Raw genomic sequence first — 26257 nt, forward strand, 5'->3', positions numbered from 1 at the left:
TCCGCGGGAGGGCGGCGTGTCCGCGGGAGGGCGGTCGGCGGATCAGCCGGCGGGCCGACCGGCGGGTCGCCCGGCGGCGAGCGCCTCGTCGACCAGGCGCCGCGCCTCCGCCGCGGGGACGCCCAGCCGCCCGGCGAGGCCGGCGTACGCGACCGCTGCCGTCCGGAGCGCCGCGGGCACGTCGTCCTGGGCGGCGACGAACGAGCCGGCGCGCCCGCGCGTCTCGATCACCCCGTCCCCCTCGAGCTCCCGGTACGCGCGGGCGACGGTGTTGACGGCGACCCCGGTCCGCTCCGCGAGCGCCCGCACGGTGGGCAGCCGCGCGCCCACGGTCAGCTCGCCGTCCGCGGCTCGGCGCGCGATCTCCGCGCGGAGCTGCTCGTAGGGCGGGGTCGCGGATCCCGGGTCGATGCGGTAGCCGGGCTCGGGGTCCATGCGCCGAGGCTATCCACCGGCCTCCCGCCGGACGGCGCGACATGCGCGGCGCGCGCACGGGACGGCGTCGGCAGGGGAGGATGGGAGCGCGGCGCGCACCGGCCGCCGATGGGAGGCCCCGAATGTCCGAGCTCGAGCTGATGACCATGTGGTCCCGCGCCCGCAAGCAGCTCATCACGAGCCAGCTGGGCCCCGTCTTCCTGCTGACCTCCACCGTGGTGCTGCTCCGCACCGGCCTCGCCGACGCCGATCTCGGAACGCGCCTCGCGGCCGCCCTCATCCTGCTGGCGACGGGCGCGATGGGCGCCGCGATCCAGTTCTCCATCACCTCGCAGGCCATCGCCATCTCGCGCGACCTCCGCGACTCCGGCGCGACCTCGCACGCGGCCCGCACGATCATCGCCGCCGAGGGCCTCACGAACCTCGTGCGCTACGCCCTCCCGGCGCTCTTCGTGGTCATCTTCGTCGTGATCCTGGTCGCGCTCTTCGCGTAGCCGGCGGCAGGGCGACGCCGCACGCTACTCCAGCGTCCGGTTCACCAGCCGCGACAGCACGATGGCGCTCCGGGTGTGGTCGACGTTCGGGGCGAGGCGCACCTTCTCGAGCGCGTCCTCGAGGCTCGGGATGTCGCGGGAGCGGATGCGGACGATCGCGTCCGCGTCGCCCGTCACGGTGCCCGCGTCGACCACCTCGGGGACGCCCTGCAGGATCCGGCGCAGCTCGTCGGGCGCGACCGTCCCGCGGCAGAACAGCTCCACGTAGGCCTCGGTGCTCAGGCCGTCGACGGCCGGGTCCACCTGGATCGTGAAGCCGCGGATCACGCCGTCGGCCACCAGGCGGTCGACCCGCCGCTTCACCGCGCTGGCCGAGAGGCCCACCGTCCCGCCGATGTCGCCGTACCCGGCACGGCCGTTCTGGCGGAGGAGGTCGATGATCCGGTGGTCCAGGTTGTCCATGCCGCGAGCCTACGGCGGGATCGTGCGCCGGACGGGGCCCTGACGCGCGGAATCCGCGCGGGGATCCCTCGAACCGGCGTGATGCGCCTGCCAGGCTGTCCGGAAGGCGTCCCCTCGGGGCTCTGGGACATCGTCCGCCTCCACGACCGCGCCGCGAGGCGCGCCGCACGAAGCAGGAGCACCATGCCCTCCACCCTCTCCCGCGAGACCCCGACCGGGACCGGCCGCACGCCGACCGCCCGCCGCGTGCTCATGTGCCGCCCCGACCACTTCGACGTGGTCTACCGGATCAACCCCTGGATGGACCCGGCCGTCCCGACGGACACCTCGCTCGCCGTGCGCCAGTGGCAGACCCTGCACGACACCTACGTCGGCCTCGGGTTCCAGGTCGACCTCATCGACGGCATCGCGGGCCTCCCGGACATGGTCTACGCCGCCAACGGCGGCTTCACCCTCGACGGCATCGCGTACGGCGCGAGCTTCCAGCACCCGGAGCGCCAGCCCGAGGGCCCGGCCTACATGGACTGGTTCCGCGAGGCCGGCTTCGACGTGCGCGTGCCCGAGCAGGTCAACGAGGGCGAGGGGGACATCCTCCTCGTCGGCGACACGATCCTCGCGGGCACGGGCTTCCGCAGCGACAGCACCAGCCACGCCGAGGTGGCCCGGATCTTCGACCGCGAGGTCGTGACCCTGCGTCTGGTGGACCCGTCGTTCTACCACCTGGACACCGCCATCGCGGTGCTCGACGACGAGAACATCGCCTACCTGCCGAGCGCCTTCGACTCGGCCAGCCTCGACGAGATCGAGCGCCGCTACCCCGACGCCGTCGAGGTCAGCGCGACCGACGCGTCGATCCTCGGCCTCAACTCCTACAGCGACGGCTACCACGTCGTGATCGCCGAGAAGGCGGTCGGCTTCGCGGCGTCGCTGCGGGAGCGCGGCTACGACCCCATCGGCGTCGACCTGTCCGAGCTGCTGCTCGGCGGCGGCGGCGTGAAGTGCTGCACGCTCGAGCTGCGGCCGTGACGACCGGGACGGATGAGGACATGACCGACACCATCGACCGCCCCGCCGCGTCCGACGCGGGATCCCGCGCGATCCACGCCGAGGAGGCGCACGCCGCGCACAACTACCACCCGCTGCCCGTCGTGGTCACGTCCGGCCAGGGTGCGTGGGTCACCGACCTCGACGGCCGGCGCCTGCTGGACTGCCTCGCCGCCTACTCGGCCGTGAACTTCGGCCACTCCCACCCGGACCTCGTCCGGGCGGCGACCGAGCAGCTCGGGCGCATCACGCTCACGAGCCGCGCGTTCCACAACGACCGGCTGGGCCCGTTCGTCACGGCGCTCGCCGCTCTCGCCGGCAAGGACATGGTCCTGCCGATGAACACCGGCGCCGAGGCCGTCGAGTCCGGCATCAAGGTCGCCCGCGCCTGGGGCTACCGCGTCAAGGGCGTGGCCGCGGGCCGCGCCAGGATCGTCGTCATGGCCGGCAACTTCCACGGCCGCACGACCACCATCGTGAGCTTCAGCGACGACGAGGAGGCGCGCGCCGACTTCGGGCCGTTCACGCCCGGCTTCGTCACCGTGCCCTACGGGGACGCGGCGGCGCTCGAGGCCGCGATCGACGAGGACACCGTCGCCGTGCTCGTGGAGCCGATCCAGGGCGAGGCGGGCATCGTCGTGCCGCCCGCGTCGTTCCTCCCGGACGTCCGGCGGATCTGCACGCGAGAGCGCGTGCTGTTCATCGCCGACGAGATCCAGTCGGGCCTCGGACGCACCGGCGCGACCTTCGAGTGCGACAACGCGGGCGTCGTCCCGGACCTCTACCTCCTCGGCAAGGCGCTCGGCGGCGGCATCGTGCCCGTCTCCGCGGTCGTCGGCGACGCGGACGTGCTGGGCGTCATCCAGCCGGGGCAGCACGGATCCACCTTCGGCGGCAACCCGCTGGCCGCGGCCGTGGGCCACGCGGTCGTCGACATGCTGGCCACGGGCGAGCCGCAGGAGCGGGCCCGCCGGCTCGGGGCCGTGCTGCACGCCCGGCTCGCGGACCTCGTCGGGCACGGCGTGCTCGAGGTGCGCGGCCGGGGGCTGTGGGCGGGCATCGACATCGACCCGGCGCTCGCCACGGGCCGCGACGTGTGCGAGCGGCTCGCGGACCGCGGGGTGCTCGCGAAGGACACCCACGGCTCGACGATCCGCCTCGCGCCGCCCATCGTGGTGGAGGAGGAGGACCTCGTCTGGGCCGTCGGCCAGCTCGCCGAGGTGCTCGCGGAGCTCGCGGCTCGCTGAGGCCGCTCCCGGTCCGCACGGCAGCGGCGCCTCGGGTGCCGGGGCGGGGAGCGGGGAGGGGGCGGCATCGGGATCGGCGCGGCCGCGCCGCCTCCCGGCGCCTGTGCAGCGACGCCGCCGGAGGTGACGGGGCGCTCCTACGCTCTCCGCGTCCGTCACGATCGTGCCGGTCCCCCATCAGGAAGGTCCCCATGTCATCCGCCCTGCCCCGCACCGGCGCCCGCCGCCGTCTCCGTCGCGTCACCCTGGTGGCGGGAGCCGCCCTCCTCGCCCTGTCCTCCGTCGTCGTGGCGTCGCCCGCCCAGGCGGCGCCCGAGGCGTCCTTCCACCCCGGTCACTGGAACGGGATCGACGTCTACATCGCCCCCTCGCTGGGCTACACCGGCATCATCCGGGTCGCGGGCCAGGAGGTGACCTGCATCCCGGCGAGGACGGGCTGGAACGCCGTCCCCATCCCCTCCGGCGTCACGAGCATCCAGTTCGGCGTCGTCAACAGCTGCTCGGCCTCGTTCGCGAAGATGAGGTCGGTCGACCATCCCTTCGTGGTCGCGTCGGCGGGACAGACCTACCTCACCAACATCACGGGCTCGCACCGTTCGCGGGGCTGACCGGACCCGTCCGCGACGGCCCCCGCTCCCCGCCCTCCTCGGGCTGGGGAGCGGGGGCCGTCGCCGTGCGGAGCACCTGCCCGGTGCTGACGCCGTCAGCGAGGCCGCACCGCTCGGACGGCTGTGGACGACAGGATCCTCTCTGGACCCGCGAGTCCTATCGTTCAGGTCACCTGCACGGATGTGCACCCTGCTGTCCCGACTCGGAAGGTCCCCATGTCCCCCACCCCCGCATCCTCCGCGAAGCGCTGGCGCCGGCGCACCGCGCTCGCCGTCGGCGCCGTCCTCCTCTCCCTCGCCTCCATGGCGGCCGCATCGCCGGCGCAGGCGGCCGGGGTCCACGGCTCGGGCGAGGTGAGCGCCGCGGTCCCGCTCCGCACGGGCTCCATCGACCTCTACATCAGCGACGAGACGGGCGACGTCGGCGGCGCCCTCGTCACGTCGAGGGCGACCGGCGTCACGACGTGCCAGGGCGTGAGATGGCCCGGCCACAACAAGCTGACGTGGAAGGTGCCCATCACCAACAGGAGCAAGGCCTACGGCGCGACCATCACCTTCGTGAACGACTGCACCAGCAGGATCACGGGCGCCAACTTCGCTCCCTCGCCCTTCACCGTCTACAACGGGCAGCGGTGGGCGTACGACCGGCCGTACCACGCTCCGGGCTACGGCGCGAAGGACCCGCGCGTGCACCGCGTCGGCTGATCCTCCGGCGACGCCCCGAAGCCGCGCTCGACGCGGAGACAGCCCCCGCTCCCGGTCCTGGACCGGCGGCGGGGGCTGTGCGCGTCACGGAGCAGTCGGAGCCGCGGGAGCAGCCGGAGCCGCCGGAGCGCGGGTCGCGATGGCGACGCCGGCCGCCGTGCAGACGACCACGATCGCCCCCAGCTGGACGGGCGTCAGCGTCTCCTGCAGCACGATCACGCCGAGGACGGCGGCGACCACGGGGCTGAGGCTCGTGAGCACGGCGAACAGGCGCGGCGTGATGCGGCGGAGGATCACGGTGTCGAGCGAGTACGGCACCGCCGACGACAGCAGGCCGATGGCGGCGAGGAGGCCGACCACGCGCCAGTCGAGCGCGGTCACGTCGAGCGTGGCGAGCGCCCAGGGGCCCAGCGCGACCACGCTCACGAGGCTCGCCACGGCGATCCCCTCGAGACCGGGCAGGCGCTCCGCGACCCGGCGGGTGCAGACGATGTACGCCGCCCAGGACACCGCGGCGGTGACCGCGCAGACCAGCCCGAACGGGTCGATCCGCCCCTCGAGGCCGGTGAGCACGACCACGCCCACCGCCGCCACGAGCGCGCACACGGCGTCGAGGAGGCGGCGGGCGGCCATCAGCGCGATGGAGAGCGGCCCGAGGAACTCGATGGTCGCTGCGATCCCGAGGCCGAGCCGGTCGACGGCCGCGTAGTACGAGAGGTTCATGAGGGACAGCGACAGGCCGAGCAGCACCGCGGGCAAGAGCTGCGCGCGGGTCATGCGGAGGATCCGCGGCCGTACGACGGGCAGCACGAGCGCCGCCATCATCACCTGGCGCGCGGCGACGACGATCACGGCGCCGACGACGGGGATCACGAGCCCGGCGAGCGATGACCCCAGGCTGACGCTCACGATCGTCCCGACCTGGAGCGCGGCGCCCACCGCGGTCGTGGAGGTGCCCGATGCGGGGGCGGGCGTGGCGTCGGCGACCGCGGCCTCGATGCCACCCGGGGTGGTGCCGGCGGCGGACCCGGGGTGCGCGGCGCCCGGGTCGATGGGATCCCCGGCGCTGCTCACCTGGTGAGCGTACCGACGCGGGGGCGCGGCCGACGACGGGCGGCGCCGGGCGGTCAGCGCCGGGCGGTCAGCGCCGGCCGGTCAGCGCCGGCCGGCCTGGTGTCGGCTGTCGGGCGTCGTGCCATGACGATCGATGCGCGCATGGTGCGCGCAGCGGTCCGCGGTGCTTCACTGGCTCGCATGAGGCGGACTCGGCGACCAGGTCTGATGACGGTCGTCATCGCGGCCACCGCCGCCTTCAGCGTGACCGGCTGCGCCGCCGGGATGTCCGCCTCGGGATCCTGCGCTGTCACGACGCTCGATCTCCATGAGTCCTCCGTGCATCCCGGAGGGGCCATCCACGTCAGCGCGGACTTCATCGAGGAGAGGTGCGAGGACACGGGAGGCACGAGCCGAGCCGCATCGGACGTCACCGTCCTCATCATCCCGTCCGCGAGTGGAGAGGAGGTGCTGCTCGGCCGCCCGACGCCGACAGGAGCGAGGTCGACGGTCGACGAGACCTTCGACCTCCCCTCGGACCTGCCCGTCGGCCCCGCTGTCGTCGCGCTGCGCTCGAACAGCGGCGAGAGGATCGCCATCGAAGCGCCCGTGACGATCGTCACTGCGTCGACTCCCTGAGATCGATCGGCCTGCTCGCCCGGTCTCGCGGATCGTCCGTGTCCGGCTCCCCGGGCGGACGTGGACGTGGACGCGGTCGCTGCGTCGGCGCCGTCGGTCACGCGTCGACGGCGATGACCGGCATGGAGCGCGCACCGTGGGGGAGGGCGGCGACCGGATCCGAGGCGCGGAGCTCCTCCAGCGCGAGCACGGCGACGATGCCCGCGTTCGCGTGGTGATCCCGTGCGATCGCGCGACGATCACCGCGTCCGACGAGGTCGGCGTCGTCGTGGCGATCGGGTCAGTCGCCCTCCGCAGGTCGGAGCGCCGAGTGGATCTCGACGACGTCCTCCCCGTACTCGGCATCCGCCGCCGCCTGCTGCGTGCCGTCGTCGTGGATGACGCCGACCGACACGCGACCCTGGTACTCGCCGAGCCAGAGCGGCCCGCCGGGCGTGCCCATGGCGCTCGAGTGGTCCTCCATCGCGCGGGCGATCGCCGCCGGGTCCGCGGGGACGCCCGGTGTGGGATCGGGGAGCGGCGTCGATGCGGCTCGAGGGTCGTACGAAACGGGCGTGCGGGTGAGCGTGAAGGCGGTGCCGTCCCAGGTGCCGTGCACCTCGTAGTGGCCCCAGGTGCTGCCCGACAGGGTCTCCTCGTCCTCCACCGCAGCCCAATCCCACCCGACGGCGTCGGGCCCGCCGCACGACGGAGGGAGGGATTCGCCGACGCCGCCCAGGCAGAGCTCGGCCCCGTCGCCGGTGTCCATGACGAACGTGCGCGCGGTCAGCTCGTCCACCGGGGCAGGCGTCGCCGAGGTCGCCCCCGTCCCCGCGGAGACGTCATCGGCACCGGCGGCGCAGCCGCTGAGCGCGGCGCCGACCAGGAGCAGCGACACGGTCGTGGCTCGGATCCCCATGACCCCAGCATGCGGCCCCAGTGCCCTGCCGTCACCACCCGCGTAGAGGGGTTTCCATGTCCCGGCACCCGGCACCCGGCACCCGGCACCCGGCACCCCACTCCCGGGGAGCCCGGTCCTACACTCGCCCCATGGAACAGGGCGCCCGCACGGATCGCGCGGGGACGCCTCCCCGCTTCGTCGACCCTCGGCGCATCGGGGCGCTGGCCGGTCTCGTCGGCGCCGCGACGTTCGTCTTCTCGTACGCGGGCGGCCTGGATGACGCGGCAGCCGTGGCGGTCCAGGTCCTCGTCGTCGTGCTCGTCGTGGCGACGCTCGGCATGCTGTTCGTCCGACCTCGTGGTCTGGGCCGGTTCGTGCCGCCGTCTCGGGTCGCGATCGGCGTGTACCTGCTCTGCGTCGTGGGCGAGCTCGCCCTCATCCGGGTGGGCACGGACGCGCTGGTCGACGCCGGCCGTGGAGAGCTCCGCCCGGCGCTGATCGTGCTCGTGGTCGGGCTGCACTTCCTGCCCTTCGCCTGGGCCTTCCACGAGCGCATGTTCACCTGGCTGGGAGCGATGCTCGTCGTGCTCGGCGCCGTCGGGCTCCTCACCGCCGCGGCCGAGCTCGTCGCCGTGATCGCGGGCCTCGCGATGGGCGGCATGCTGCTCGCCTACGCCCTCGGCCTCTTCGCGCGCCGACCGGTCTGAGGCACCGCCGGACGCCGGGACGACCGCGCCGAATCGTCGATCAGGCCCAGCGACGCGGGATCCCGATCGTCCAGCGGCTCGTCACGATGCATCCGCGACAGCCCAGGGAGGGCGTCCGTGGCGTCCCCGAGGAGACCCGGGCTGGTCGCCCACGTGCACGTGCGGAGGGGGTGACGACGCTCGCCCGCGCGCTCGCCGCCGAGCGCCCGGAGCCGTCCGGATGCCGCTGCTGCGGTGAGGGCCGCTCGCCGATCAGCGCGCGGCGCCCACCCCCGGCAGCGCGTTCCCGTCGGCGTCGAGGTGGTCGCGCCAGCTGCGGGTCGGCTCCCAGCCGAGGAGGCGGCGCGCCTTCGCGGTCGAGATGCCGGACGAGTCGACGCGCTCCAGCGACCGGAGCTCGATGGCGTCCCCGTAGTGGCGGCGCAGCTCGGCGGCGAAGTCGTGGCCGCCCGCGTTGTCGGCCGCGGCGATGTAGAAGACCTCGTGGCCCGGCAGGTCGGAGGCGACCGAGAGGACGATCGCGTCGGCCAGGTCGTCCGCGTCGATGTAGCTCCACAGGTTCGCGGTGAGCACGGACGCGTCGCGCACCTGCGGCCCGAGGTTCGTCGCGTAGTTGTCGTCGTTGTGCACGGTGCTCGGGCGCAGCGAGATGACGCGGATGTCGGAGCGGCGCACGGCGGCGTCCATCAGCTGCTCGCCGAAGGCCTTCGACAGGGCGTACGGGTCCTGCGGGTGCAGCGGGTGGTCCTCGTCGACCGGCGCGTAGTCGGGGAGGAACGGCCGCTCGGGGAAGAAGTTGCCGACGATGCTCTCGCTGGAGATGTTGACGAAGCGCGGGACGCCGAGCCGGACGGCCGCCTCGATCAGGTGGAACGTCGACATGAGGTTCGTCTGCAGCACGACGTGGGCCGGGTTGCCGGTGGGCTGGGGGATCGCGGCGACGTGCACGACGGCGTCCATCCCGGCGACGACCGCGAACGCGGCGCCCTGGTCGGTGAGGTCCGCCATCACGTAGCGGCCGGGGACGACGACGCCCGCGTCGAAGACGGGACGCACGAGGTCGACCCCCGTGACGTCGTGCCCGGCGGCGACGAGCGCCTCGACGGCCGCGCGGCCGACCTTGCCGCGAGATCCGGTGACGAGGACCTTCACGCCCCGACCCCCGCCCGGCCCTCGGGCGCCTTCATGACGACGGGCACGAACGGGTCGTCCTCGAGGCGCTCCGCGAACCACGTCTCGTCGACGTAGCCCTCCGACCAGAGCTTCAGCGGCGTCGCGACCGTGGGCGTGAACAGCTCCCATCGCGTCCAGAGCCGGGCCTCGGCGGTCAGCTCGCGGCCGACCGCGCGCGTCCAGCGGACGACGACGTGGTCGGCGGGCAGCAGCCGCTCGAAGGCGGCGTGCGCCTCGGCCAGGCGGGCGGACGTGGTGCCGTCGCCCGATACCTGCTCGGCGCTCAGGGCGAGCACCAGCGTCCAGGTGGTGCTCTGCAGCTCGGTGTCGCGGGGCGCCGCGGCGGCATCCGCTCCGGGCTCGGCGGCATCCGTCCGGGGTGCGGGGGAGGTGGGGTCGTGGCTCATGCGGGGTCTCGCTCCTCGTGTCGATCGAGTCTGGCACGCGGTGCCCGGCGCGGTCGGAGGGCGAGGTGCACCAGCACGCCCGCGACCAGCGCGCAGAACGCCGCGCCCAGGCCGCCGACGGTGATCCCGGACGCCGCGACGACGAAGGTCGCGATGGCGGGCAGGTGGGCGCCCGGATCCCGCACCGCCGACGCGAGGCTCGACGCGAGCGACGGGGCGAGCGCGAGCCCGGCGGCGGCCGCGACGACGCCGGCGGGACCGGCCACGATGACCGTGGCCAGCGCCGCCGACGCGAGCCCGAGCACGAGGTTCGTCCACCCGGCCGTGCTGGCCGCGCGCCACCGCTCGTCCGGATCCGGATGCGCGGAGGGCGCCGCCGACAGCGCGGCGGACAGCGCGGCGAGGTTCACGGCGTGGCCGCCGAGCGGCGCGCTCACGAGGGTCGCGGCGGCCGTCGTCGCCATCGCGGCGCGCCATGGCGTCTCGTAGCCGAAGCTCGCGAGCACCGCGACGCCCGGCAGGTTCTGCGACGCCATGGTGACGACGAACAGCGGCACGCCGAGCGCGACGGCCGACGCCACCGTGAACACGGGCGCGGTCAGCTCGATCCGCGGCACGAGGTGCGCGAGGTCGAGCGTCGACCCGGGCGCGGGCCCCGCGACGGCCAGCGAGACGCCGACCACCACGAGAGCGGCGGCCAGCGCCGTCGGGGCCGCCCAGCGCGGCGCCCAGCGGGCGGCGGCGAGCCACGCGAGCACCACGGGGAGCACCACGAGGGGCGTCGCGACCGCCGCCGTCACGGTCGCGACGCAGAGGGGGAGGAGCACGCCGGCGAGCATCGCGGCGGCGACGCTGGCCGGGATGAGGCGCACGAGGCGGCCGAGCAGCGGCCAGAGCGCGGTCGCGAGCACGAGGATGCCGCAGACGAGGAACGCGCCCACCGCCGCGGCCCAGCCGCCCTCGACCGCGCCCGAGCCGATGAGGAGCGCCGCTCCCGGCGTCGACCAGGACAGCGTGATGGGACGGCGGAACCGGTGGGCGAGCAGCACGGTGCCGAGCCCCTGCGTGACGCACAGCGCCAGCAGCCCGGACGCGGCCTCGGAGGGCGACGCCCCGACCGCCGTGAGCCCCGTGAGGACCACGGCGGAGGTGCCGGCGAACCCGACGACCGCGGTCACGATCCCCGCCCCGCGCGCCTGCGCACGGCCGCCCGGCGCCTCGATGACCGTCATGCGCGCTCCCGACCGGACGCCGGTCGTCCTGCCGCCCGATCCTAGGGTCGGCGCGACGCTCTCACGCGCCGGTGCCGCGCCCGTCGGCGCCGTGCGCGGCGGCCCTGCGGCGCTGACGGAGGAGCGTGAGGAGGATGCCGCCGACGCTGATCGCCGCGATCCCCACGAGGACGACGTCCATGTAGCGACCCACCACGTCGGCCACGCCGGGGATGCCCGCGAGGCCGTACCCGAGCCCGATCACGAGCACCGTCCAGGCCGCCGCGCCGACGGCGTTGAAGGCCGCGAACCGGCCGTAGCGCATGCGGCCCACCCCGGCGGCGACCGGCGCGAAGGTGCGGACGACGGGCACGAAGCGCGCGAGCGTCACGGCCCAGCTGCCGAAGCGGTCGAAGAACCCCTGCGTGCGATCCACGTTCCGACGGCTGAAGAGCCCGGAGTCCCTCCGCTCGAAGACGCGCGGACCCGCCGACCTCCCGATCGCGAAGCCGAGCTGGTCGCCGAGGAACGCCGCGGCGAGCACGAGGAGGACCACGAGCGGCACGGGGAGGGCGATGGCGCCCGTGTACGTGAGGACGCCCGTGAAGAAGAGGAGCGTGTCGCCCGGCAGGAAGAAGCCCACGAGCAGGCCGCTCTCCGCGAAGACGATCGCGCACACGACGACGAGGCCCCAGACGCCGGCGCCCTCGATGATGCCCTGCGGGTCGATGCCCATGCGTGCCGCCGTCCGTGCGGGTCGCCGGGGCGACTGTCGGGTGCGGCCGGAGCCGCGCGCCTCGGGTGGAGCGCGCGCTCAGGCTACGTCCGGGAAACTGCGAACCACCGGGTTTCCTCACCTACTGAAACGAAAGTTGATGGTGGTGTTCGTGATGATTTCGGTTAGCGTCGGAGGATCCGTGCTCCACCGACCTCGACGAGGCCCGCCATCTCCCGCACCGCTCGCACCCCCCGCCGCGTCCCCGGACGCCCGCGGGCGACCGTCGCGCCGCGCCTCCGACTGGCCGCCGCCCTCGCCGCATCCGGCCTCCTCCTGGGGCTCGGGGTCCCGTCCGCGCAGGCCGCGGAGGAGTACCCCACCTGGTCGGAGGTTCAGGCCGCCCGCTCGAGCGAGCAGGCCACCGCCGAGCAGGTCACGCGCATCACCTCCCTCATCTCCGGGCTCGCCGCCGAGGTCGAGGCCGCGAACGCCCTGGCCCTCCAGCGCGCCGACGAGCACGCCGCTGCCGTGGACGAGCTCGACCGGGCCACCGGCGAGCTCCAGGCGCTGCAGTCCAAGGCCGAGCGCGCCCAGGCCGATGCCGACGAGGCCAAGCGCCAGGTCGGCCGCCTCGTCGCCCAGCTCGCCCGCAGCGGCGGGGGCGGCGGCGACGTCTCCCTCCGCCTGCTCACGAGCGGCGGCGAGGACGCCGACGCGCTCCTGTCCCGCATGGGCACCGCCACCAAGCTCGCCGACCGCCAGGACACCGCGTTCACCGCCGCCGTCACGGCGGCCCGCACCGCCGAGTCGCTCGGCAAGCAGGCCTCCGTCGCCAAGGACGCGCTCGCCGTCCTGGCCGCCGACGCCGAGGCGAAGCTCCAGGAGGCGTCGGCCGCGCAGGCCCGCGCCGATCAGGCCCTCGCCGAGCAGCAGGCCCGCAGCTCCGAGCTGCAGGCGCAGCTCACCACCCTGCGCGACTCCCGCATCTCCGTCGAGGAGGGGTACGCCATCGGCGAGCGGAAGCGGCAGGAGGAGGCGGCCGCGGAGGCGCGCCGCCAGGCCGATGCCCGTGCCGCTGCCGCCGCTGCCGCCGCCGCCGCGAACGCCGCCGCGCGTCCGCCGGCCAACGCGCCCCGTCCGCCGTCCTCGGGCGGCCAGCCGTCCGCATCCGGCTGGACCATGCCCATCCGCAGCTACGGCTCGTACCAGTCGTACGGCATGCGCCTGCACCCGATCCTCGGCTACTGGCGCCTCCACGCGGGCGACGACTTCGGCGCCGGCTGCGGCACGCCCATCTACGCCACGGCGTCCGGCACCGTGCAGTTCGCGGGCGGATCCAGCGGCTTCGGCAACGCGATCACCCTGAACCACGGGGGCGGCGTCACGAGCGTCTACGGCCACATGTACTCCTACGGCGTCATGGTGCGCACCGGGCAGACGGTCCAGGCCGGCCAGCAGATCGGCGCCGTCGGCAGCGCGGGCCTGTCCACCGGCTGCCACCTGCACTTCGAGATCCGGCAGGGCGGCGTCGCCACCTCGCCCATGCCGTTCCTCCGCGCCCGCGGCGTCTGAGCGCGGGTACGCTGGGCGCGTCGACGAGCCGGGGGGTGCGGATCATGACGGGACGCATCCGACGTGTCGCGCAGGCCGTGCTCCGGCCCGCGATCTTCGTGCAGTACCGGGCGCTCCGCGCCGGCCTCCGGAGCACCGTCTTCCCCCGCGACGCGGGATCCGGCTTCGTCCCCGGCGAGTCCCCGCAGCGCGTCCTCGTCATCGGCGAGGCGACGGCCGTCGGGTTCGGCGTGCTCTCGCACGAGCTCGGCATGGCGGGGCACTTCTCGCGCCAGCTCGCGCGGCGCACGGGCCGCGGCGTCGAGTGGACCACGCGCCCCTTCGCCGACCTCACGATCCACACGGCCGCCGGCACGGTCCGCGACCGCGCCCTGCTGGCGGGCGTCGACGTCGTGCTGCTGATGGTGGGCGTCGGCGACAGCATCCGGTTGACGCCGCAGCGCACCTGGCGCCGGCTGCTCTGCTCCGCCATCGACGACCTGTGCCAGGGTTTGCCCGAGGGCGCGCGCGTGCTCGTCCCCGAGGTCCCGCCCCTGCGGGAGAGCGTCGGCATCCCCGCCCCGTGGCGGGCCGTGGCGGCCCGGCACGCGCGCCTGCTCAACCGCGTGACGGGGGAGATCGTCGCCTCGCGCGCCGACGCCCTCTCCGTGCCGTTCCCCCGCGAGAGCGTCATCGACCTCGGCGATCCCGACTCCGCGCAGGCCTCCCGCGTCTACGCGTCGTGGTCGCGCGCGTTCGTCCAGCGGATGCTCGGACCGGTCCCGAGCCCCGAGGGATGACCGGCGGTTGAACGTTCCCTGTGCATTCCTCGGGTGCGGGATACGGGAGGGGGCCCCGGCGTAGCGTCGGACGCGTGCCCGTCCCGGTGTCCACACCGGGGCCCGGGCTCTCGGATCGAACGCGGATCCGACCCCAGCACCGAGAACGCACGAGGAGAAGCAATGCCCCAGGTAATCGAGACCGTCGACGTCAACGTCCCCGTCAGCACCGCGTACAACCAGTGGACCCAGTTCGAGTCGTTCCCGAACTTCCTCAGCTACGTCGAGTCGATCACGCAGGTCACCGACACGCTCACCGAGTGGAAGGTCAAGATCGGCGGCGTCGAGCGCACGTTCGAGGCCAACATCACGGAGCAGCACCCCGACGAGCGCGTCGCCTGGAACTCCACGGGCGGCGACGAGGACCACGCCGGCGTCGTCACGTTCCACAAGCTGAGCGACACCGAGACCCGCGTCACCGTCCAGCTGGACTGGGAGGCCAAGGGCCTCGTCGAGAAGGTGGGCGCGGCGATCGGCGTGGACGACCACGTCATCAAGGCGGACCTGAAGAACTTCAAGGAGTTCATCGAGAAGCGCGGCACCGAGGACGGCGCCTGGCGCGGCGACGTCCAGGCCTGATCATGCAGACGGACGACATCCGCTGGAACCAGGAGGCGCGCGACAAGATCCTCACGGACAGCGACCGCGTGCTCCAGGAGGCCGTGCAGACGGCGGCCAGGGAGCTCGAGGGCCAGGACTGGGAGACCGTCTACCAGCGGCTCTTCGAGCAGCTGAAGGACCGGTTCATCGACTTCGAGCCGGGACCGGACCTCCGCAAGTACGCCGAGGCCGTCTCCCGTGGGGAGATCCAGGGCTGACGCCGACGTCATCATCACCGGGAGGGCCCGGCACCCATGCGGGTGCCAGGCCCTCCTGGCGTCCGGGCGCCTCGATCCCCCACCCGCTGGATAATCTGGACGCGCGCCGCGGGGGCGCGGGACCAGGGGAGACGCGATGAGCGACAGGCACGACGACGGGCAGCGGGACCTCGACCAGGGGCGGGACGACGCGCGGGACCACGCGCGGGAGGGCGCCGCGGTCGAGGACGCGCCGCCCGCGTACTCACCGGCGCCGGCCGCACCGGCCGCGCCGGCCGCCTACCCCGGGGCGTACCCCGCCGCCTACCCCGACGCCGGGTACCCGCCGGCCGCGTACCCCGGCGCCGGCTACCCGGCCGCCGCGTACCCGGGAGCCGTCCCGCCGCCCGGCTACGGGATGATGCTGCTCCCGTCGGCCCAGCGCCCCCTGCCACCGCACATCGACCCGTCCTGGCGTCTCGCGGGAGTGGGGCGACGCGCGGCCGGCCGGATCCTCGACCAGGTGGTCTTCGGCTTCGTCGGCGCGCTCTCCGCGGGCGCGTTCATCATCCCGCTGCAGGGGATCGCGCAGCAGCGGATCGTCGACCAGCAGCTGTTCGGCGAGGCCGCCGAGGACCTCATGGACACCTACGCGGGCGGGGCCGTCCTCGCCACGTTCCTCAGCCTCGTCTCGTACCTCCTCATCGCCACCTGGTGGCTCGGCTGGAAGGGCACCACGCCCGGCAAGGCGATGGTCGGCATCCGCGTCCAGCGCTTCTCGCAGCCCGGGATGCTCGGCTTCGGCCGCGCGCTGCTCCGCGGCGTGGTGCAGAACGCGTTCGCCATCGGCTCCCTCTTCACGGTGTGGCTGCCGTACGCGTCGGTCGGCTGGGACTCCCGCCACCTCCTCCGCGGCTGGCACGACCTCGCCGCCGACGACGTCGTCCTCGCGCGGCGCACGGAGCCCTACCCCTCCTCCTGACGCGCCCGGGGCGCGATCAGCCTGACGAGGGCCTGGGAGAAGCGCCGCCCCCGGAATGCCGCGGACGGGCGCGGGGGTTGCCCGAGCGCGGTCCGCTCGGGCCGCTGGCCCCGCCTCCCTGCCCGACGTGACCCGTCCGGGCGCGCGGCGGCCATCTGCGAGACGAAGGATCCACCACGTGAAGCTCTTCTCCCCCCTCACCCTGGGCGCCCTCGAGCTCCCCAACCGCGTCGCCATGGCGCCGCTCACGCGCATGCGCTCCGACGAGCACGGCGTGCCCGGCGACCTCGTCGTCGAGTACTACCGCCAGCGCGCGTCCACGGGCCTCATCGTGTCCGAGGGCGTGTTCACGAGCGAGCGCAGCAAGGCGTACCCGGGCCAGCCCGGCATCGTGACGGACGAGCAGATCGCCGGCTGGCGTCGGGTGACCGACGCGGTGCACGCCGCCGGCGGGCGCATCGTCATGCAGCTCATGCACGGCGGCCGCGTGTCGCACGAGGAGATCACGGGCGGACTGCCGCTGCTCGCGCCGAGCGCCATCGCCATCCAGGGCGAGGTCCACACGCCCACCGGCAAGGCCCCGTACCCCGTCCCCAGCGAGCCGGAGACCGACGAGGTCCCGCTCATCGTCGACGAGCTCGCGGTCGCGGCGCGCAACGCGGTGGACGCCGGGTTCGACGGCGTGGAGATCCACTCCGCCAACGGCTACCTGCTGCACGAGTTCCTCTCGCCCGTCTCCAACGTCCGCACGGACGCCTACGGCGGGTCGCCCGCCAACCGCGCGAAGCTCGGCATCGACGTGGCCCACGCGGTCGCGCGCGAGATCGGGGCCGGCCGCGTCGGCATCCGCATCTCGCCGAGCCACAACATCCAGGACGTGCTCGAGGAGGACGCCGACGAGACGCGCGCCACCTACGAGGCGCTCCTCGCGGGCATCGCGCCCCTCGGCCTCGCGTACCTCAGCGTGCTGCACGCCGAGCCGCGCGGCGAGCTCGTGCAGGGCCTGCGCGCCACGTTCGGCGGACCGCTCATGGTCAACAGCGGCTTCGGCGTCGTCACCGAGCGCCAGGACGCCGTCGACCTCGTCGAGGACGGCAGCGCCGACCTGGTCGCCGTCGGCCGCATGGTCATCGCCAACCCCGACCTCGTCGAGCGCTGGGAGCAGGACGCGGAGGTCAACGAGCCGAACGGCGACACCTTCTACGGCCCCGGCGCCGAGGGCTACACGGACTACCCGGCGCTCGCCGGCTGATCCGCCGCACCTGACCGGCTCCGGCCGGCACCGCCCGAGGCCGGGCTCACTCCGACGGAGCGAGCCCGGCCTCGTGCACGAGCACGGCGACCTGCACGCGGCCCTCGAGGCCGAGCTTGTCGAGCACGTGGCCCACGTGCGTCTTCACGGTCGCGACGCCGAGGTGCATGTCGGCCGCGATGCGGGCGTTCGAGTGACCGCGCGCGATGGCGAGCGCCACCTCCTGCTCGCGCTCCGTCAGGGTACCGAAGCGCGCCCGCTCGGCCGTGCGGTCGGCGCGGTCGCGCTGGGCCGCCACGCCGATCACGGTGTCGAGCACCGAGGGGGACAGGATCGAGCGGCCCGCGGCGACCTGGCGCACCGCCGCCACGAGCTCGACGGGCGGGGTGTCCTTCAGCAGGAACCCGCGCGCGCCGGCCCGCAGCGCCCCGAGCACGAGCTCGTCGGCGTCGAAGGTCGTGAGCACGATGACGGGGAGGTCGGGGCGTCGGGCCACCTCGCGGGCCGTGGCGGCGATCCCGTCGCAGACCGGCATGCGGATGTCCATGAGCACGACGTCGGGCGCCGTCCGGGCGATGACGCGACCCGCGGCCAGGCCGTCGGCGGCCTCGCCGACCACCTCGAGCCCGTGCCCGCCGCCGAGCAGCATCCCCAGGCCGGCGCGCACGAGCGCGTCGTCGTCGACGATCACCACGCGGATGGGCGGGCCGCCCGCGGGCACGACGCCCGCGAGGTCAGTGCCCCCGGCTGCGGGGCCGGGCGCCGTCGGATCGGGCGCCGTCGGACCGGATGCCGTCGGGCCGCCGGTGCTCACGCGGTCCACGGGAGCACCGCCTCCACCACGTGCCGGCCGTCGCGGCGGGCGACCGCCAGGGTGCCGTCGAGCGAGAGCGCCCGCTCGGCGATGCCCGCGAGGCCGTGACCGGCCGGGGGCACGGCCGGATCGTCGGCGCCGGGTTCCTCGGACGGCACCGGGTTCTCGACCGCGATGCGGAGGGATCCGCCGGCGCGCCCGTCGACCGTGAGCGTCACCGGTGCGCCCGGGGCGTGGCGGCGGGCGTTCGTGAGGCACTCCTGGACGACGCGGTAGGCGTGCCGGGAGGTCGTCGCCGAGAGGGTCGGCAGCTCGTCCCGGGTGTCGGGGTGGACGTCGGCGTGCACCTCCACGCCGAGCGCGCACGCCTCCTCGAGGAGCCCGGGGAGGTCGGCGAGCGTCGGCTGGGGCGGCGCGAGGGCCGGACCGCCGGACGGGTCGCGCAGCACGCCGAGGACCTCGCGGAGCTCCGTGAGGGCCGTCCGCGCGTTGTCCCGCACGACGCCCGCGGTGGCGCGGACCTCGGCCGGGTCGAGGTCGTCGCGGTACTCCAGCGCCCCCGCGTGCAGCGCGACCAGCGAGAGCCGGTGCGCGAGCACGTCGTGCATCTCGCGGGCGATGCGGGTGCGCTCGCGGTCCGCCGCCTGCGCCGCGCGGAGGGCCTGCTCCTCGTCGGAGAGGCGCGCGCGCTCCCGCAGCGACGCCATCAGCTCGCGTCGGCCGCCCACGTAGAGCCCGACGACGACGAGGAGCCCGAGCATGGCGACGAGCAGGGCGCCGACGACCGGGACCTCGCGCGGCGTCGTGGGCAGGTAGGAGAGCCCGGCGAGCTCCCACGTGCCGACGGCGACGACCCAGGTGCCGGCGGCCAGCGCGATCTCCCGTGGGCGGCGGCGGGCGGCGAGGGAGGCCAGGGCGATGGCGGCGGCGGGCAGCCCGACGCTCGACACGGCCGCGACGACCCCGAGCACGAGGGCGATCGGGAGGGGCACGACGCGACGGACCGGCAGGAGCGCGACGGCCACGAGCCCGACCCCGGCGTCGACGAGGAGCAGGACGTCGACGCGGGCGCCCGTCGTCCCCGACTCCTCGAGGAGCGTGAGCACGCCGCCGAAGGCGACGACGCCGACCACGAGCGCCAGGAGCATGAGCCCCGCCTCCCGCCCGATGACGAGCGTGCGGCCGAGGGCGCGGCCCCGGGTCGGCGCTCTGCCGTCGCCGGGATCGCCGTCGCCGACGGGTCGCGGGACCCGTCCGGGCACCGGGACGCGTCCCGGCGGGAGGTCGCGGGGAGCGTGCGCTGCGGGAGAGGACATGGTCCGACCCTAGGGACACGCGTCACGCCGCCGTATCGACCGGAGGGGGGAGATGCGCGCGGCACATGGGGGAGGCGGGGCCGGGGTCGCAGGGGGGCGGGGCGGCGACGCGGTCGCGGGCGGGGCTCCGGGCGCGAGCCTCCGCGCGGGAGGGTCAGCGCACGCGTGCGGCGCGGCGTTCCGCGCGGGAGGCCCGCCAGCGGCGCCAGGCGTCCCAGAACCGGTGGAGCTGGCGCTTGAGGAACACGTTCACGCGGTGCGCCGCGGGGAACTCGGTGCCCAGCACGGCGATGCCGAGGAAGACGATGAGCCAGCCCGGCCCCGGCAGGGGGATGAGGACGACGCCGACGAGGACGATGGCGACGCCGAGGATCCCGACGAGGATCCGGTACAGCCAGCGGGCCCTCGGGTGCAGCTCGATCCAGGCCCGGCAACGGCGCAGGAAGCGGCGGAGGGGATGCGCGTGGCTCGACCCCGCCTCGTACTCGCGGGTCAGGGTGTCGGACATGGGCCCACGGTACGGGCGAGTCCTGGGAACCGTCCCCCTCATCCGGGGAATCCGCAGGATGCCGTGACGATCGACCCGCGGGGCCCGTCGTCCTCAGCGGGAGGGCGGCGCCGTGATCCGGCGCGCGGCCTCGACGACCGCCGCCCGGTCCGCGGCGCGTGCGGCGGGCCCGTCGTCGTGCATCGCCGGGTACGGCGACTGCACCCACGACTGCGCGAGCGCGAACAGCATGGTGAGGAGGCGCTGTGGGTCCCACGACGGGTCGATGGTGCCCGCCTCCTGCCCGCGGCGGATGGCCTCGACCTTCGCCGACGGCGAGGTCTCGCTGTGCGGCACGTCGAGCGTCACGCCGTCGAGCCGGGCCCACGCGAGCATGCGGCGGTGCTCCGGGTGCTCGTAGGCGTGGTCGAAGATGTGGCCGACGAAGCCCGGCAGATCGGCTGGATCCAGCGTCACGGCCGAGAAGAACTCGACGCCGTTGAGCTTCAGCACCGCGTGGAACAGCGACTCCTTGTCGGTGAAGTGCGCGTACAGCCGCTCCTTGCTGGCCCGTCCGGAGCGGGCGATGCGGTCGACGCGCGCTCCCGCGAGCCCGTGCGCCGCGAACTCCTCGCGCGCGGCCAGGAGGATGCGGTGCCGGACGTCGTCGGGCCGGTCATCGGTGGAGCGGGCGGACCCCGTCGTCTCTGCCATGTGAACAGCGTATGTCAAACGAACCGGTTCGTTTGACTCTCCGCGCGCCGCGGCCCTAGATTGGACCGTCCTCGCCCGCCCGGGCGCCGCACGACCCTCAGGAGCACCAGATCTCCCACGCACGCACCCCCGAGAGCGCACCGCCCTCGACCTCCCCCGCCTCCGGCCCGGCCGCACCGGCCGGCCCCGCCACCCCGGCGGCCCCCTCCGCCCGCAGCAAGTGGATCCTGCTGGCGGTCGTCGCCCTCGCCCAGCTCATGGTCGTGCTCGACGGCACCATCGTGAACATCGCACTCCCGGCCGCGCAGCGCGACCTCGGCATGAGCGACGCCGACCGCACCTGGGTCGTCACCGTGTACGCGCTCGCGTTCGGCTCGCTCCTCCTCCTCGGCGGGCGCATCGCCGACTACTGGGGGCGCAAGCGCTCCTTCCTCCTCGGCATGGTCGGCTTCGCGGCCGCCTCCGCGCTCGGCGGCTTCGCCGCCTCGAGCGAGATGCTCCTCATCGCGCGGGGCCTCCAGGGCGTCTTCGCGGCGCTCCTCGCCCCCGCCGCGCTCGCGCTCCTGTCGGTGACCTTCCCGTCCGGACCCGACCGGGTCAAGGCGTTCGCGGTCTACGGCACGATCGCCGGATCCGGTGCAGCCGTCGGCCTCCTCCTCGGCGGCGTGCTCACCGAGTACCTGAGCTGGCACTGGTGCCTCCTCGTCAACGTGCCGATCGCGATCGTCGCGATCGTGGCCGGCATCCCGCTGGTGAAGGAGAGCCGCGCCGACGGCGACCGCAGCTACGACGTGCCCGGCGCCCTGCTCGTGACCGTCGGCCTCGCGTCGATCGTCTACGGCTTCTCCCGTGCGGAGGAGGGCTGGGGCCAGCCGCAGACCATCGGCTTCCTCGCGCTCGGGGTGGGCATCATGGTCGCCTTCGTCTGGTGGGAGTCGAAGGCGCGGAACCCGCTCCTGCCGCTCCGCGTGGTCGCCGACCGCACCCGCGGCGGCGCGTACCTCACCTCGGTGATGGTGGGCGCGGCGCTCCTCGGCGGGCTGCTGTACCTCACGCTCCACTTCCAGATCGTGCTCGGCATGTCGCCGCTGATCTCCGGCCTCGCGTCGCTGCCGATGGCCGCGTCGATCATGCTCACCGCCCCGCAGGTGGCGCGGCTGCTGCCGAAGGTGGGCCCGCGCGTGCTCATGACGGTCGGCCCGCTCGTCGCCGCCGCCGGTCTCCTCTGGTTCAGCCGGGTCACGGTCGACGGCGCCTACGTCGTGCAGGTGCTCCCCGGGCAGATCCTCCTCGGCATCGGGCTCGCGTGCGTCTTCGTGCCCATGCAGAACGTCGCGCTCTCCGGCATCGAGCCGCGGGACGCGGGCGTCGCGGGCGCGGCGCTCACGGGCACGCAGCAGATCGGCGGATCCATCGGCACGGCGGTCTTCACCGCACTGTTCGCGTCGGCCGTCACGGCCGCGACCGCCGACGGCGTCCAGGACCCGCTGCAGCAGCAGGTGGACGGCTACCACGTGGTGTTCCTCGCCGCGGCGATCGGCGTGGCCTGCGCCTCGATCATCTCCTGGTCGATGGTGCGCGTCCCGCTCGAGCGCTTCCGCGAGGGCGCGTCGACCGAGGCCGTCAGCATGCACTGATCCCGCGCCGGATCATCGACGACGCCCCTCCCGCATCGCGCGGGAGGGGCGTCGTCGCCTCCCGGCCGGGTCGGCACATGAAGTCGCGCTGACCTCCGCCTCCGCCGGGGTGTGTGCGCTTCGCTCGCGCAAGTGCGCGACCTGCGAACCTCCCCCGAAGCACTCCGACTAGCTAGGAGCAACCATGCGCATCCATCCGATCCCCCTCATGGGGGTCATCGCAGCCGTCGCACTGTCGACGCTCTCCTTCGCGTCCAGCGCCTCGGCGACGCCGACGAGGACTCCCCCGAGCCGCATCAGCGCCTCATTCTCCTCCGGGCCTGCTCGAACGGCGGACGTCTCCGACGCTGTTCCATCCACGGAGCGCATCGAGAGAGCCGGCATCGCGCTCCGCGAGAGCGCGGTTCCGCGGGACGCCGTCAGTACCGCATTCGGCCAGCGCGTGACGTACCGCATCGGCGACGGAGTGACCATCACCTACACCTACTCACCGGGAGGAGCGCCGGTGGTCGGGGCACCGACACAGGAGGAGCTGGGTAGTCCTCTCGTACGAGCCGGGGCGGATCCGTTCCCGTACGTCAGCCTCGACCCCTCCGAACAAGCGGCTGGCGCGGCGGGCACGCTGGGCTTGCTGATCTGTGCGGCACTCGGCCCGGAGAGCGGTGGCCTCGCGTGCGCAGTCGGCGTCGGGGTGGGAGCGACCATCGTCGCGGTAGCCACAGCCCATGGCGTCTGCACACGCAACCGGAACATGCGGATCTACCTTCCGACGTTGGAAGTGCAGTGCCGTCGTGATTGAACCGGAGGACCACCGAGCAGATCGAAGCCGTGCCCTCGCATCGTCGTCCATCGTCGTCGCGTTCTTCCTCTTCTCGCAGTTGGTGATCGTGCCTCTGCTCGACGGGCGTTCCCCTGCCACGCAGGCCGTGCCCGCGAGCGTGGTCGCTGTGCTCATGTTCGGCGTCACGTACCTGGTCTCCGTGTCCTTCCAGAAGCGCCGCCGGCGCCGAAGTCGCGACTAGGGCGAAGGACGACGCCCCTCCCGCACCGACCCTCATGGTCGGGCGGGAGGGGCGTCGTCGTGCGCGGGCCGGGTCAGACGGCGGGCGACCAGCCGAGGGCCGGGCCGAGGAGCTCGGCGATGTCGGTGAGGATCTGCTCGAGGTCGGCCTCGCCGAGGGTGAACGGCAGGGCGAACGCGACCTCGTCGACGGCCTGGTACGCGGGGTCGGCGTGCAGGCGCGCGGCGATCTCCTCCGAGGTGCCCACGAGGTCCTCGGCGAAGAGCAGCCCCCGCGGACCCTGCGGGACGCCCACCCGATGCGCCCGGGACGCCGCGTACGCCTCGTAGCGGGCGCGCTGCTCGGGGGTCGCGCGGTCGGTGGGGATCACGACGAGGCCCTGCGACACCCGGGCGTCGGCGCCGGTCGGATGGGCTGCCCGGTACGCGTCGATCTGCGCGCGCTGGTTCGCGCCGAAGTCCGGCCCGAGCTCGCCCTGGATCACGCTCGACGTGAGGAGGCGGAAGCCGTTCTCGCCGGCCCAGACCGCGGAGCGCGTGCTCGCGGCGCCGTACCAGATCCGCTCGGCGAGTCCCGCGGCGTGCGGCTGCACGGTGGAGGCGTACTCCTCCTGTCCCTCGCGGGCGGCGGCGTCGCTGACGGTCCGGCCGTGCACGAGGTCGCGGAAGCGGAGGAGGCGGTCGTAGCCGAGGTCCTCGAGGTCGGCGGTCGTCGGGTAGATCGCGTCGCGGTACGTGTCGAAGCGCATGGGCGTGCCGATCGAGAAGCCCGGCTGGAGGCGGCCGCCGGTGAGGAGGTCGACGGTCGCGAGGTCCTCGGCGAGGCGGAACGGGTTCTCGGCGCCGATGGGCGTGACGGCCGTGCCGAGGTCGATGCGGCGCGTGCGCTGTGAGGCCGCGGCCATCACGGCGACGGGGGAGGAGATCCCGTGCTGCAGGTGGCGGTGCCGGAGCCACGCGCTGTCGAGGCCGAGCTGCTCGCCCCTCTCGATGATCCGGAGGGTGGCCTCGTGGCCCTCGGCGGGATCCGCCGGGTCGAACGTGCCGATGGTGAGGAAGCCGAGGCGGGCGAGCGGGGTACCGGATGCGGGCATGGACCGATGCTAGGCGGGCGGGCCGGGGCTCCCGTCCGGGCCCCGGCGGGCACGGGCCGTCGAGGGTCCGGCGCCGGCCGGGTCAGGAGGTCGCGGGCGACCAGCCGAGCGCCGGGCCGAGGTGCTGGGCGACGTCGGTGAGGATCTGCGTGACGTCGCCCGTGGGCAGCCCCGCCGGCAGGGCGATGGCGAGCTCGTCGGCGGCCTGCACGGCCGGGTGTGCGAGCAGCGCGGCCGCCAGCCGGTCGGACGGGCCCACGAGATCCGGAGCGCGGACCATGCTCGACCCGGCTCCCGGGCCCTCCGACTGGTCCGCCCGGGCGGCCCGCTCGGCGCGCGCCGCGGCGTCGTCCGCGTACCGGGCGCGCTGCTCCGAGGTGGCGCCGTCGGTGGGCACCACGACGAGCGCCAGCGTGACGTGCGCGGCGGCCGGATCCGGATGCGCGGCCCGGTAGGCGTCGATGAGGGCGCGCTGGTCGGCCGCGAAGCCGTGGCCGCCGCCGGTTCCGCGCTCAGTCACGTCGGAGGCGAGCAGGCGGAAGCCGTGCGATCCCGCCCAGGCCGCCGTGCGGAGCGTCGCCGCGCCGTAGGCGAGGCGGTCCGCGAGGCCGGGGGACGACGGCTGCACCGTGGGCGTGAGGGCCTCGTCGTGCTCATCATCGGATGCGTCGGGCCGGTCGTCCGCTCCCGGCACGCGGCCGCCGCGCAGCAGCTCGCGGAAGCGGAGGAGGCGGTCGCGGCCCGGCTCCTCGTGCTCGGCCGTCGTCGGGTGGACGGCGCGGTCGACCGCGGCGACGCGGCCCGGGTTCCCGACCGAGAGGCCGGGGCGCAGGCGCCCGCCGGAGAGGAGGTCGACGGTCGCGAGGTCCTCGGCGAGGCGCAACGGGTTCTCGGCGCGCACGGGGATCGACGCCGTGCCGAGCCCGATGCGGCGCGTGCGCTGGGAGGCCGCGGCGAGCATGGCGACGGGGGAGGAGATCGCGTGCCGCAGGTGGTCGGGCCGGAGCCACGCGGTGTCGAGGCCGAGCGCGTCGCCCAGCTCCACGAGCCGCAGCGCCTCCTCGAGGCCGGTGGCGGGATCGACCGGGTCGAACGGGCCGGTGGTGAGGAAGCCGATGCGCGTCGGCGCGGATCCGGGTGCGGGCATGCGACGAGGCTAGGCGCTCGGGCTGCGGGTCCGGTGGGCCGCCCGGTCAGGCGTCGGCCCCGGCCCCCGCGATGTCGGTCAGCGCGGCCAGGTGCCCGTCGAACGCCCGGCGGCCGGATGCGGTGAGCGACAGCCAGGTGAGCTGCCGCTTGTCCGCGCGCCCGGCCGAGGAGGCCTTGCGCGAGGCGACGTAGCCGCTCTCCGTCAGCTGCCGGAGGTGCTTGGACAGGCTGGCGTCGGCGACGCCGAGGGTGTCGCGCAGGACGGCGAAGTCGATCTGGTCGACCCGCCGGAGGATGCCGCAGATGCGGAGGCGGACGGGGGCGTGGATCAGCTCGTCGAAGGCGGCCTCAGCCACGGCGCCGGATCCCGTCGACGGCCGCGCGGAACGCCAGCGTCGACAACCAGGTCACGAGGCCGAAGGCGGCCAGCGCGGTGAGCGCGACGGCCCAGCCGAGGCCCTGCGCGACGAGGCCCAGCGAGATCGAGAACAGCACGAGGCAGCCGAGGAGCGCGGCCGCGACGAGGAGCACCGCGCGCAGCCCGACGCCGCGGAACCGGATGCCCGTGCGGCGGCGGATGAGCACCAGCAGCACGACCGCGGCCGCGATGAGCAGCCAGGAGGTCCGCGGCGGCTCGTATCCGGCGCCGGGGGAGAGGGTCACGGCCTGGGCGACCCAGGCGAGGGCGATGGCCCCGAATCCCGCGAGGTGCCAGCGCGGCACGGGGATGCGGGCGGCCAGGGCCTCGCGGTCGGAGTGGAGGCCGTCGAGGGCGGCGGCCGCGTCTGCTGCTCGGTCGTTTTCCATGAGGGAAACCTACA

General features: G+C 74.6%; 32 protein-coding genes. 16 read left to right on the forward strand and 16 right to left on the reverse strand.

All coding sequences use genetic code 11. From position 1 onward, the window contains the following. Positions 1–42: 42 nt before the first annotated feature. Entirely contained in the window at positions 43–435 is a 393-nt protein-coding gene (locus tag AC07VC_RS12275) for a GntR family transcriptional regulator (protein WP_494675107.1), read from the reverse strand. Between the two features lie 122 nt (positions 436–557). Here AC07VC_RS12275 and AC07VC_RS12280 point away from each other — a divergent pair, with 122 nt between their 5' ends. Continuing rightward, positions 558–929: a hypothetical protein gene (locus AC07VC_RS12280; protein ID WP_317231021.1), complete on the forward strand. Its 372-nt coding sequence runs from the start codon at positions 558–560 to the stop codon at positions 927–929. Positions 930–953: 24 nt separating this feature from the next. Here AC07VC_RS12280 and AC07VC_RS12285 read toward each other — a convergent pair whose 3' ends face one another. After that, entirely contained in the window at positions 954–1391 is a 438-nt protein-coding gene (locus AC07VC_RS12285; RefSeq protein WP_011931848.1) for an Lrp/AsnC family transcriptional regulator, read from the reverse strand. Between the two features lie 183 nt (positions 1392–1574). Here AC07VC_RS12285 and ddaH point away from each other — a divergent pair, with 183 nt between their 5' ends. From ddaH to AC07VC_RS12305, 4 genes are all read left to right on the forward strand, one after another. Further along, positions 1575–2417: a dimethylargininase gene (gene ddaH / locus AC07VC_RS12290; RefSeq protein ID WP_494675108.1), complete on the forward strand. Its 843-nt coding sequence runs from the start codon at positions 1575–1577 to the stop codon at positions 2415–2417. Positions 2418–2437: 20 nt separating this feature from the next. Beyond that, positions 2438–3682 carry an ornithine--oxo-acid transaminase gene (gene rocD / locus AC07VC_RS12295; RefSeq protein WP_494675109.1) on the forward strand — a complete coding sequence of 415 codons (1245 nt, stop codon included), beginning with the start codon at positions 2438–2440 and terminating at the stop codon, positions 3680–3682. Positions 3683–3873: 191 nt separating this feature from the next. Next, entirely contained in the window at positions 3874–4290 is a 417-nt protein-coding gene (locus AC07VC_RS12300; protein ID WP_494675110.1) for a hypothetical protein, read from the forward strand. 216 nt (positions 4291–4506) lie between these two features. Further along, a complete protein-coding gene (locus tag AC07VC_RS12305) occupies positions 4507–4995 on the forward strand; it encodes a hypothetical protein (protein WP_494675111.1) in 489 nt (162 codons plus the stop codon). A gap of 84 nt (positions 4996–5079) precedes the next feature. Here AC07VC_RS12305 and AC07VC_RS12310 read toward each other — a convergent pair whose 3' ends face one another. Next, positions 5080–6069 carry an EamA family transporter gene (locus AC07VC_RS12310; RefSeq protein ID WP_494675112.1) on the reverse strand — a complete coding sequence of 330 codons (990 nt, stop codon included), beginning with the start codon at positions 6067–6069 and terminating at the stop codon, positions 5080–5082. Positions 6070–6387: 318 nt separating this feature from the next. On the opposite strand from AC07VC_RS12310, the gene AC07VC_RS12315 reads away from it, so the two are divergent. Next, on the forward strand, positions 6388–6687 hold the full coding sequence (locus AC07VC_RS12315; protein ID WP_494675113.1) for a hypothetical protein: 300 nt from the start codon (positions 6388–6390) through the stop codon (positions 6685–6687). Positions 6688–6967: 280 nt separating this feature from the next. On the opposite strand, the gene AC07VC_RS12320 is transcribed toward AC07VC_RS12315, so the two are convergent. Further along, positions 6968–7585 carry a hypothetical protein gene (locus tag AC07VC_RS12320; RefSeq protein WP_494675114.1) on the reverse strand — a complete coding sequence of 206 codons (618 nt, stop codon included), beginning with the start codon at positions 7583–7585 and terminating at the stop codon, positions 6968–6970. A gap of 131 nt (positions 7586–7716) precedes the next feature. Between AC07VC_RS12320 and AC07VC_RS12325 the strand changes: the two genes are divergently transcribed. Beyond that, positions 7717–8274, forward strand: a complete 558-nt coding sequence (locus tag AC07VC_RS12325) for a DUF7010 family protein (protein WP_494675115.1) — start codon at positions 7717–7719, stop codon at positions 8272–8274. Positions 8275–8526: 252 nt separating this feature from the next. Here AC07VC_RS12325 and AC07VC_RS12330 read toward each other — a convergent pair whose 3' ends face one another. The 4 genes from AC07VC_RS12330 to AC07VC_RS12345 all read right to left on the reverse strand — a co-directional run bounded on the left by AC07VC_RS12330 (position 8527) and on the right by AC07VC_RS12345 (position 11801). Beyond that, the gene (locus AC07VC_RS12330; RefSeq protein ID WP_317230630.1) at positions 8527–9426 is read right to left on the reverse strand and encodes an NAD-dependent epimerase/dehydratase family protein; all 900 of its coding nucleotides are present in this window, start codon (positions 9424–9426) and stop codon (positions 8527–8529) included. Further along, on the reverse strand, positions 9423–9854 hold the full coding sequence (locus AC07VC_RS12335; protein WP_494675116.1) for a hypothetical protein: 432 nt from the start codon (positions 9852–9854) through the stop codon (positions 9423–9425). The genes AC07VC_RS12330 and AC07VC_RS12335 overlap by 4 nt, the downstream gene beginning before the upstream one ends. Then, positions 9851–11086 carry a benzoate/H(+) symporter BenE family transporter gene (locus AC07VC_RS12340; protein WP_494675117.1) on the reverse strand — a complete coding sequence of 412 codons (1236 nt, stop codon included), beginning with the start codon at positions 11084–11086 and terminating at the stop codon, positions 9851–9853. Before AC07VC_RS12340 ends, AC07VC_RS12335 begins: the two co-directional genes overlap by 4 nt. 61 nt (positions 11087–11147) lie before the next feature. Then, on the reverse strand, positions 11148–11801 hold the full coding sequence (locus AC07VC_RS12345; RefSeq protein WP_494675118.1) for a DedA family protein: 654 nt from the start codon (positions 11799–11801) through the stop codon (positions 11148–11150). A gap of 510 nt (positions 11802–12311) precedes the next feature. Here AC07VC_RS12345 and AC07VC_RS12350 point away from each other — a divergent pair. The 6 genes from AC07VC_RS12350 to AC07VC_RS12375 all read left to right on the forward strand — a co-directional run bounded on the left by AC07VC_RS12350 (position 12312) and on the right by AC07VC_RS12375 (position 17204). Continuing rightward, a complete protein-coding gene (locus AC07VC_RS12350; RefSeq protein WP_494675119.1) occupies positions 12312–13355 on the forward strand; it encodes a peptidoglycan DD-metalloendopeptidase family protein in 1044 nt (347 codons plus the stop codon). Between the two features lie 44 nt (positions 13356–13399). Next, the gene (locus AC07VC_RS12355; RefSeq protein ID WP_494675120.1) at positions 13400–14134 is read left to right on the forward strand and encodes an SGNH/GDSL hydrolase family protein; all 735 of its coding nucleotides are present in this window, start codon (positions 13400–13402) and stop codon (positions 14132–14134) included. A 162-nt stretch (positions 14135–14296) separates the two neighbouring features. Further along, a complete protein-coding gene (locus AC07VC_RS12360) occupies positions 14297–14752 on the forward strand; it encodes an SRPBCC family protein (RefSeq protein ID WP_094115078.1) in 456 nt (151 codons plus the stop codon). Between the two features lie 2 nt (positions 14753–14754). Beyond that, positions 14755–14991 (forward strand): hypothetical protein, encoded by a 237-nt coding sequence (locus AC07VC_RS12365; RefSeq protein ID WP_317229222.1) that lies wholly within the window; start codon positions 14755–14757, stop codon positions 14989–14991. 136 nt (positions 14992–15127) lie between these two features. Further along, on the forward strand, positions 15128–15952 hold the full coding sequence (locus AC07VC_RS12370) for an RDD family protein (RefSeq protein ID WP_494675121.1): 825 nt from the start codon (positions 15128–15130) through the stop codon (positions 15950–15952). Positions 15953–16130: 178 nt separating this feature from the next. Continuing rightward, positions 16131–17204 (forward strand): alkene reductase, encoded by a 1074-nt coding sequence (locus AC07VC_RS12375; protein WP_494675122.1) that lies wholly within the window; start codon positions 16131–16133, stop codon positions 17202–17204. A 46-nt stretch (positions 17205–17250) separates the two neighbouring features. Here AC07VC_RS12375 and AC07VC_RS12380 read toward each other — a convergent pair whose 3' ends face one another. From AC07VC_RS12380 to AC07VC_RS12395, 4 genes are all read right to left on the reverse strand, one after another. After that, entirely contained in the window at positions 17251–17925 is a 675-nt protein-coding gene (locus tag AC07VC_RS12380; RefSeq protein WP_494676546.1) for a response regulator, read from the reverse strand. 89 nt (positions 17926–18014) lie between these two features. After that, entirely contained in the window at positions 18015–19334 is a 1320-nt protein-coding gene (locus AC07VC_RS12385) for a sensor histidine kinase (protein WP_494675123.1), read from the reverse strand. Between the two features lie 154 nt (positions 19335–19488). Further along, entirely contained in the window at positions 19489–19842 is a 354-nt protein-coding gene (locus AC07VC_RS12390; protein WP_317229218.1) for a TIGR02611 family protein, read from the reverse strand. 93 nt (positions 19843–19935) lie between these two features. After that, positions 19936–20535: a TetR/AcrR family transcriptional regulator gene (locus AC07VC_RS12395; RefSeq protein WP_317229217.1), complete on the reverse strand. Its 600-nt coding sequence runs from the start codon at positions 20533–20535 to the stop codon at positions 19936–19938. A 257-nt stretch (positions 20536–20792) separates the two neighbouring features. On the opposite strand from AC07VC_RS12395, the gene AC07VC_RS12400 reads away from it, so the two are divergent. The 3 genes from AC07VC_RS12400 (at position 20793) to AC07VC_RS12410 (ending at position 23194) form a co-directional block, all read left to right on the forward strand. After that, a complete protein-coding gene (locus AC07VC_RS12400) occupies positions 20793–22172 on the forward strand; it encodes an MFS transporter (RefSeq protein ID WP_494675124.1) in 1380 nt (459 codons plus the stop codon). Positions 22173–22356: 184 nt separating this feature from the next. Beyond that, a complete protein-coding gene (locus AC07VC_RS12405; protein WP_494675125.1) occupies positions 22357–22971 on the forward strand; it encodes a hypothetical protein in 615 nt (204 codons plus the stop codon). Continuing rightward, on the forward strand, positions 22964–23194 hold the full coding sequence (locus AC07VC_RS12410; RefSeq protein ID WP_104293620.1) for a hypothetical protein: 231 nt from the start codon (positions 22964–22966) through the stop codon (positions 23192–23194). Before AC07VC_RS12405 ends, AC07VC_RS12410 begins: the two co-directional genes overlap by 8 nt. A 73-nt stretch (positions 23195–23267) precedes the next feature. On the opposite strand, the gene AC07VC_RS12415 is transcribed toward AC07VC_RS12410, so the two are convergent. The 4 genes from AC07VC_RS12415 to AC07VC_RS12430 all read right to left on the reverse strand — a co-directional run bounded on the left by AC07VC_RS12415 (position 23268) and on the right by AC07VC_RS12430 (position 26243). Next, positions 23268–24287, reverse strand: a complete 1020-nt coding sequence (locus tag AC07VC_RS12415; protein ID WP_011931870.1) for an LLM class flavin-dependent oxidoreductase — start codon at positions 24285–24287, stop codon at positions 23268–23270. A gap of 82 nt (positions 24288–24369) precedes the next feature. Continuing rightward, the gene (locus AC07VC_RS12420) at positions 24370–25434 is read right to left on the reverse strand and encodes an LLM class flavin-dependent oxidoreductase (protein WP_494675126.1); all 1065 of its coding nucleotides are present in this window, start codon (positions 25432–25434) and stop codon (positions 24370–24372) included. 46 nt (positions 25435–25480) lie between these two features. Then, positions 25481–25792: a transcriptional regulator gene (locus tag AC07VC_RS12425; protein WP_494675127.1), complete on the reverse strand. Its 312-nt coding sequence runs from the start codon at positions 25790–25792 to the stop codon at positions 25481–25483. Continuing rightward, on the reverse strand, positions 25785–26243 hold the full coding sequence (locus AC07VC_RS12430) for a hypothetical protein (RefSeq protein WP_494675128.1): 459 nt from the start codon (positions 26241–26243) through the stop codon (positions 25785–25787). The genes AC07VC_RS12425 and AC07VC_RS12430 overlap by 8 nt, the downstream gene beginning before the upstream one ends. Positions 26244–26257 lie beyond the last annotated feature (14 nt).

Source organism: Clavibacter sp. GW821-FHT01D01 (assembly GCF_059422605.1).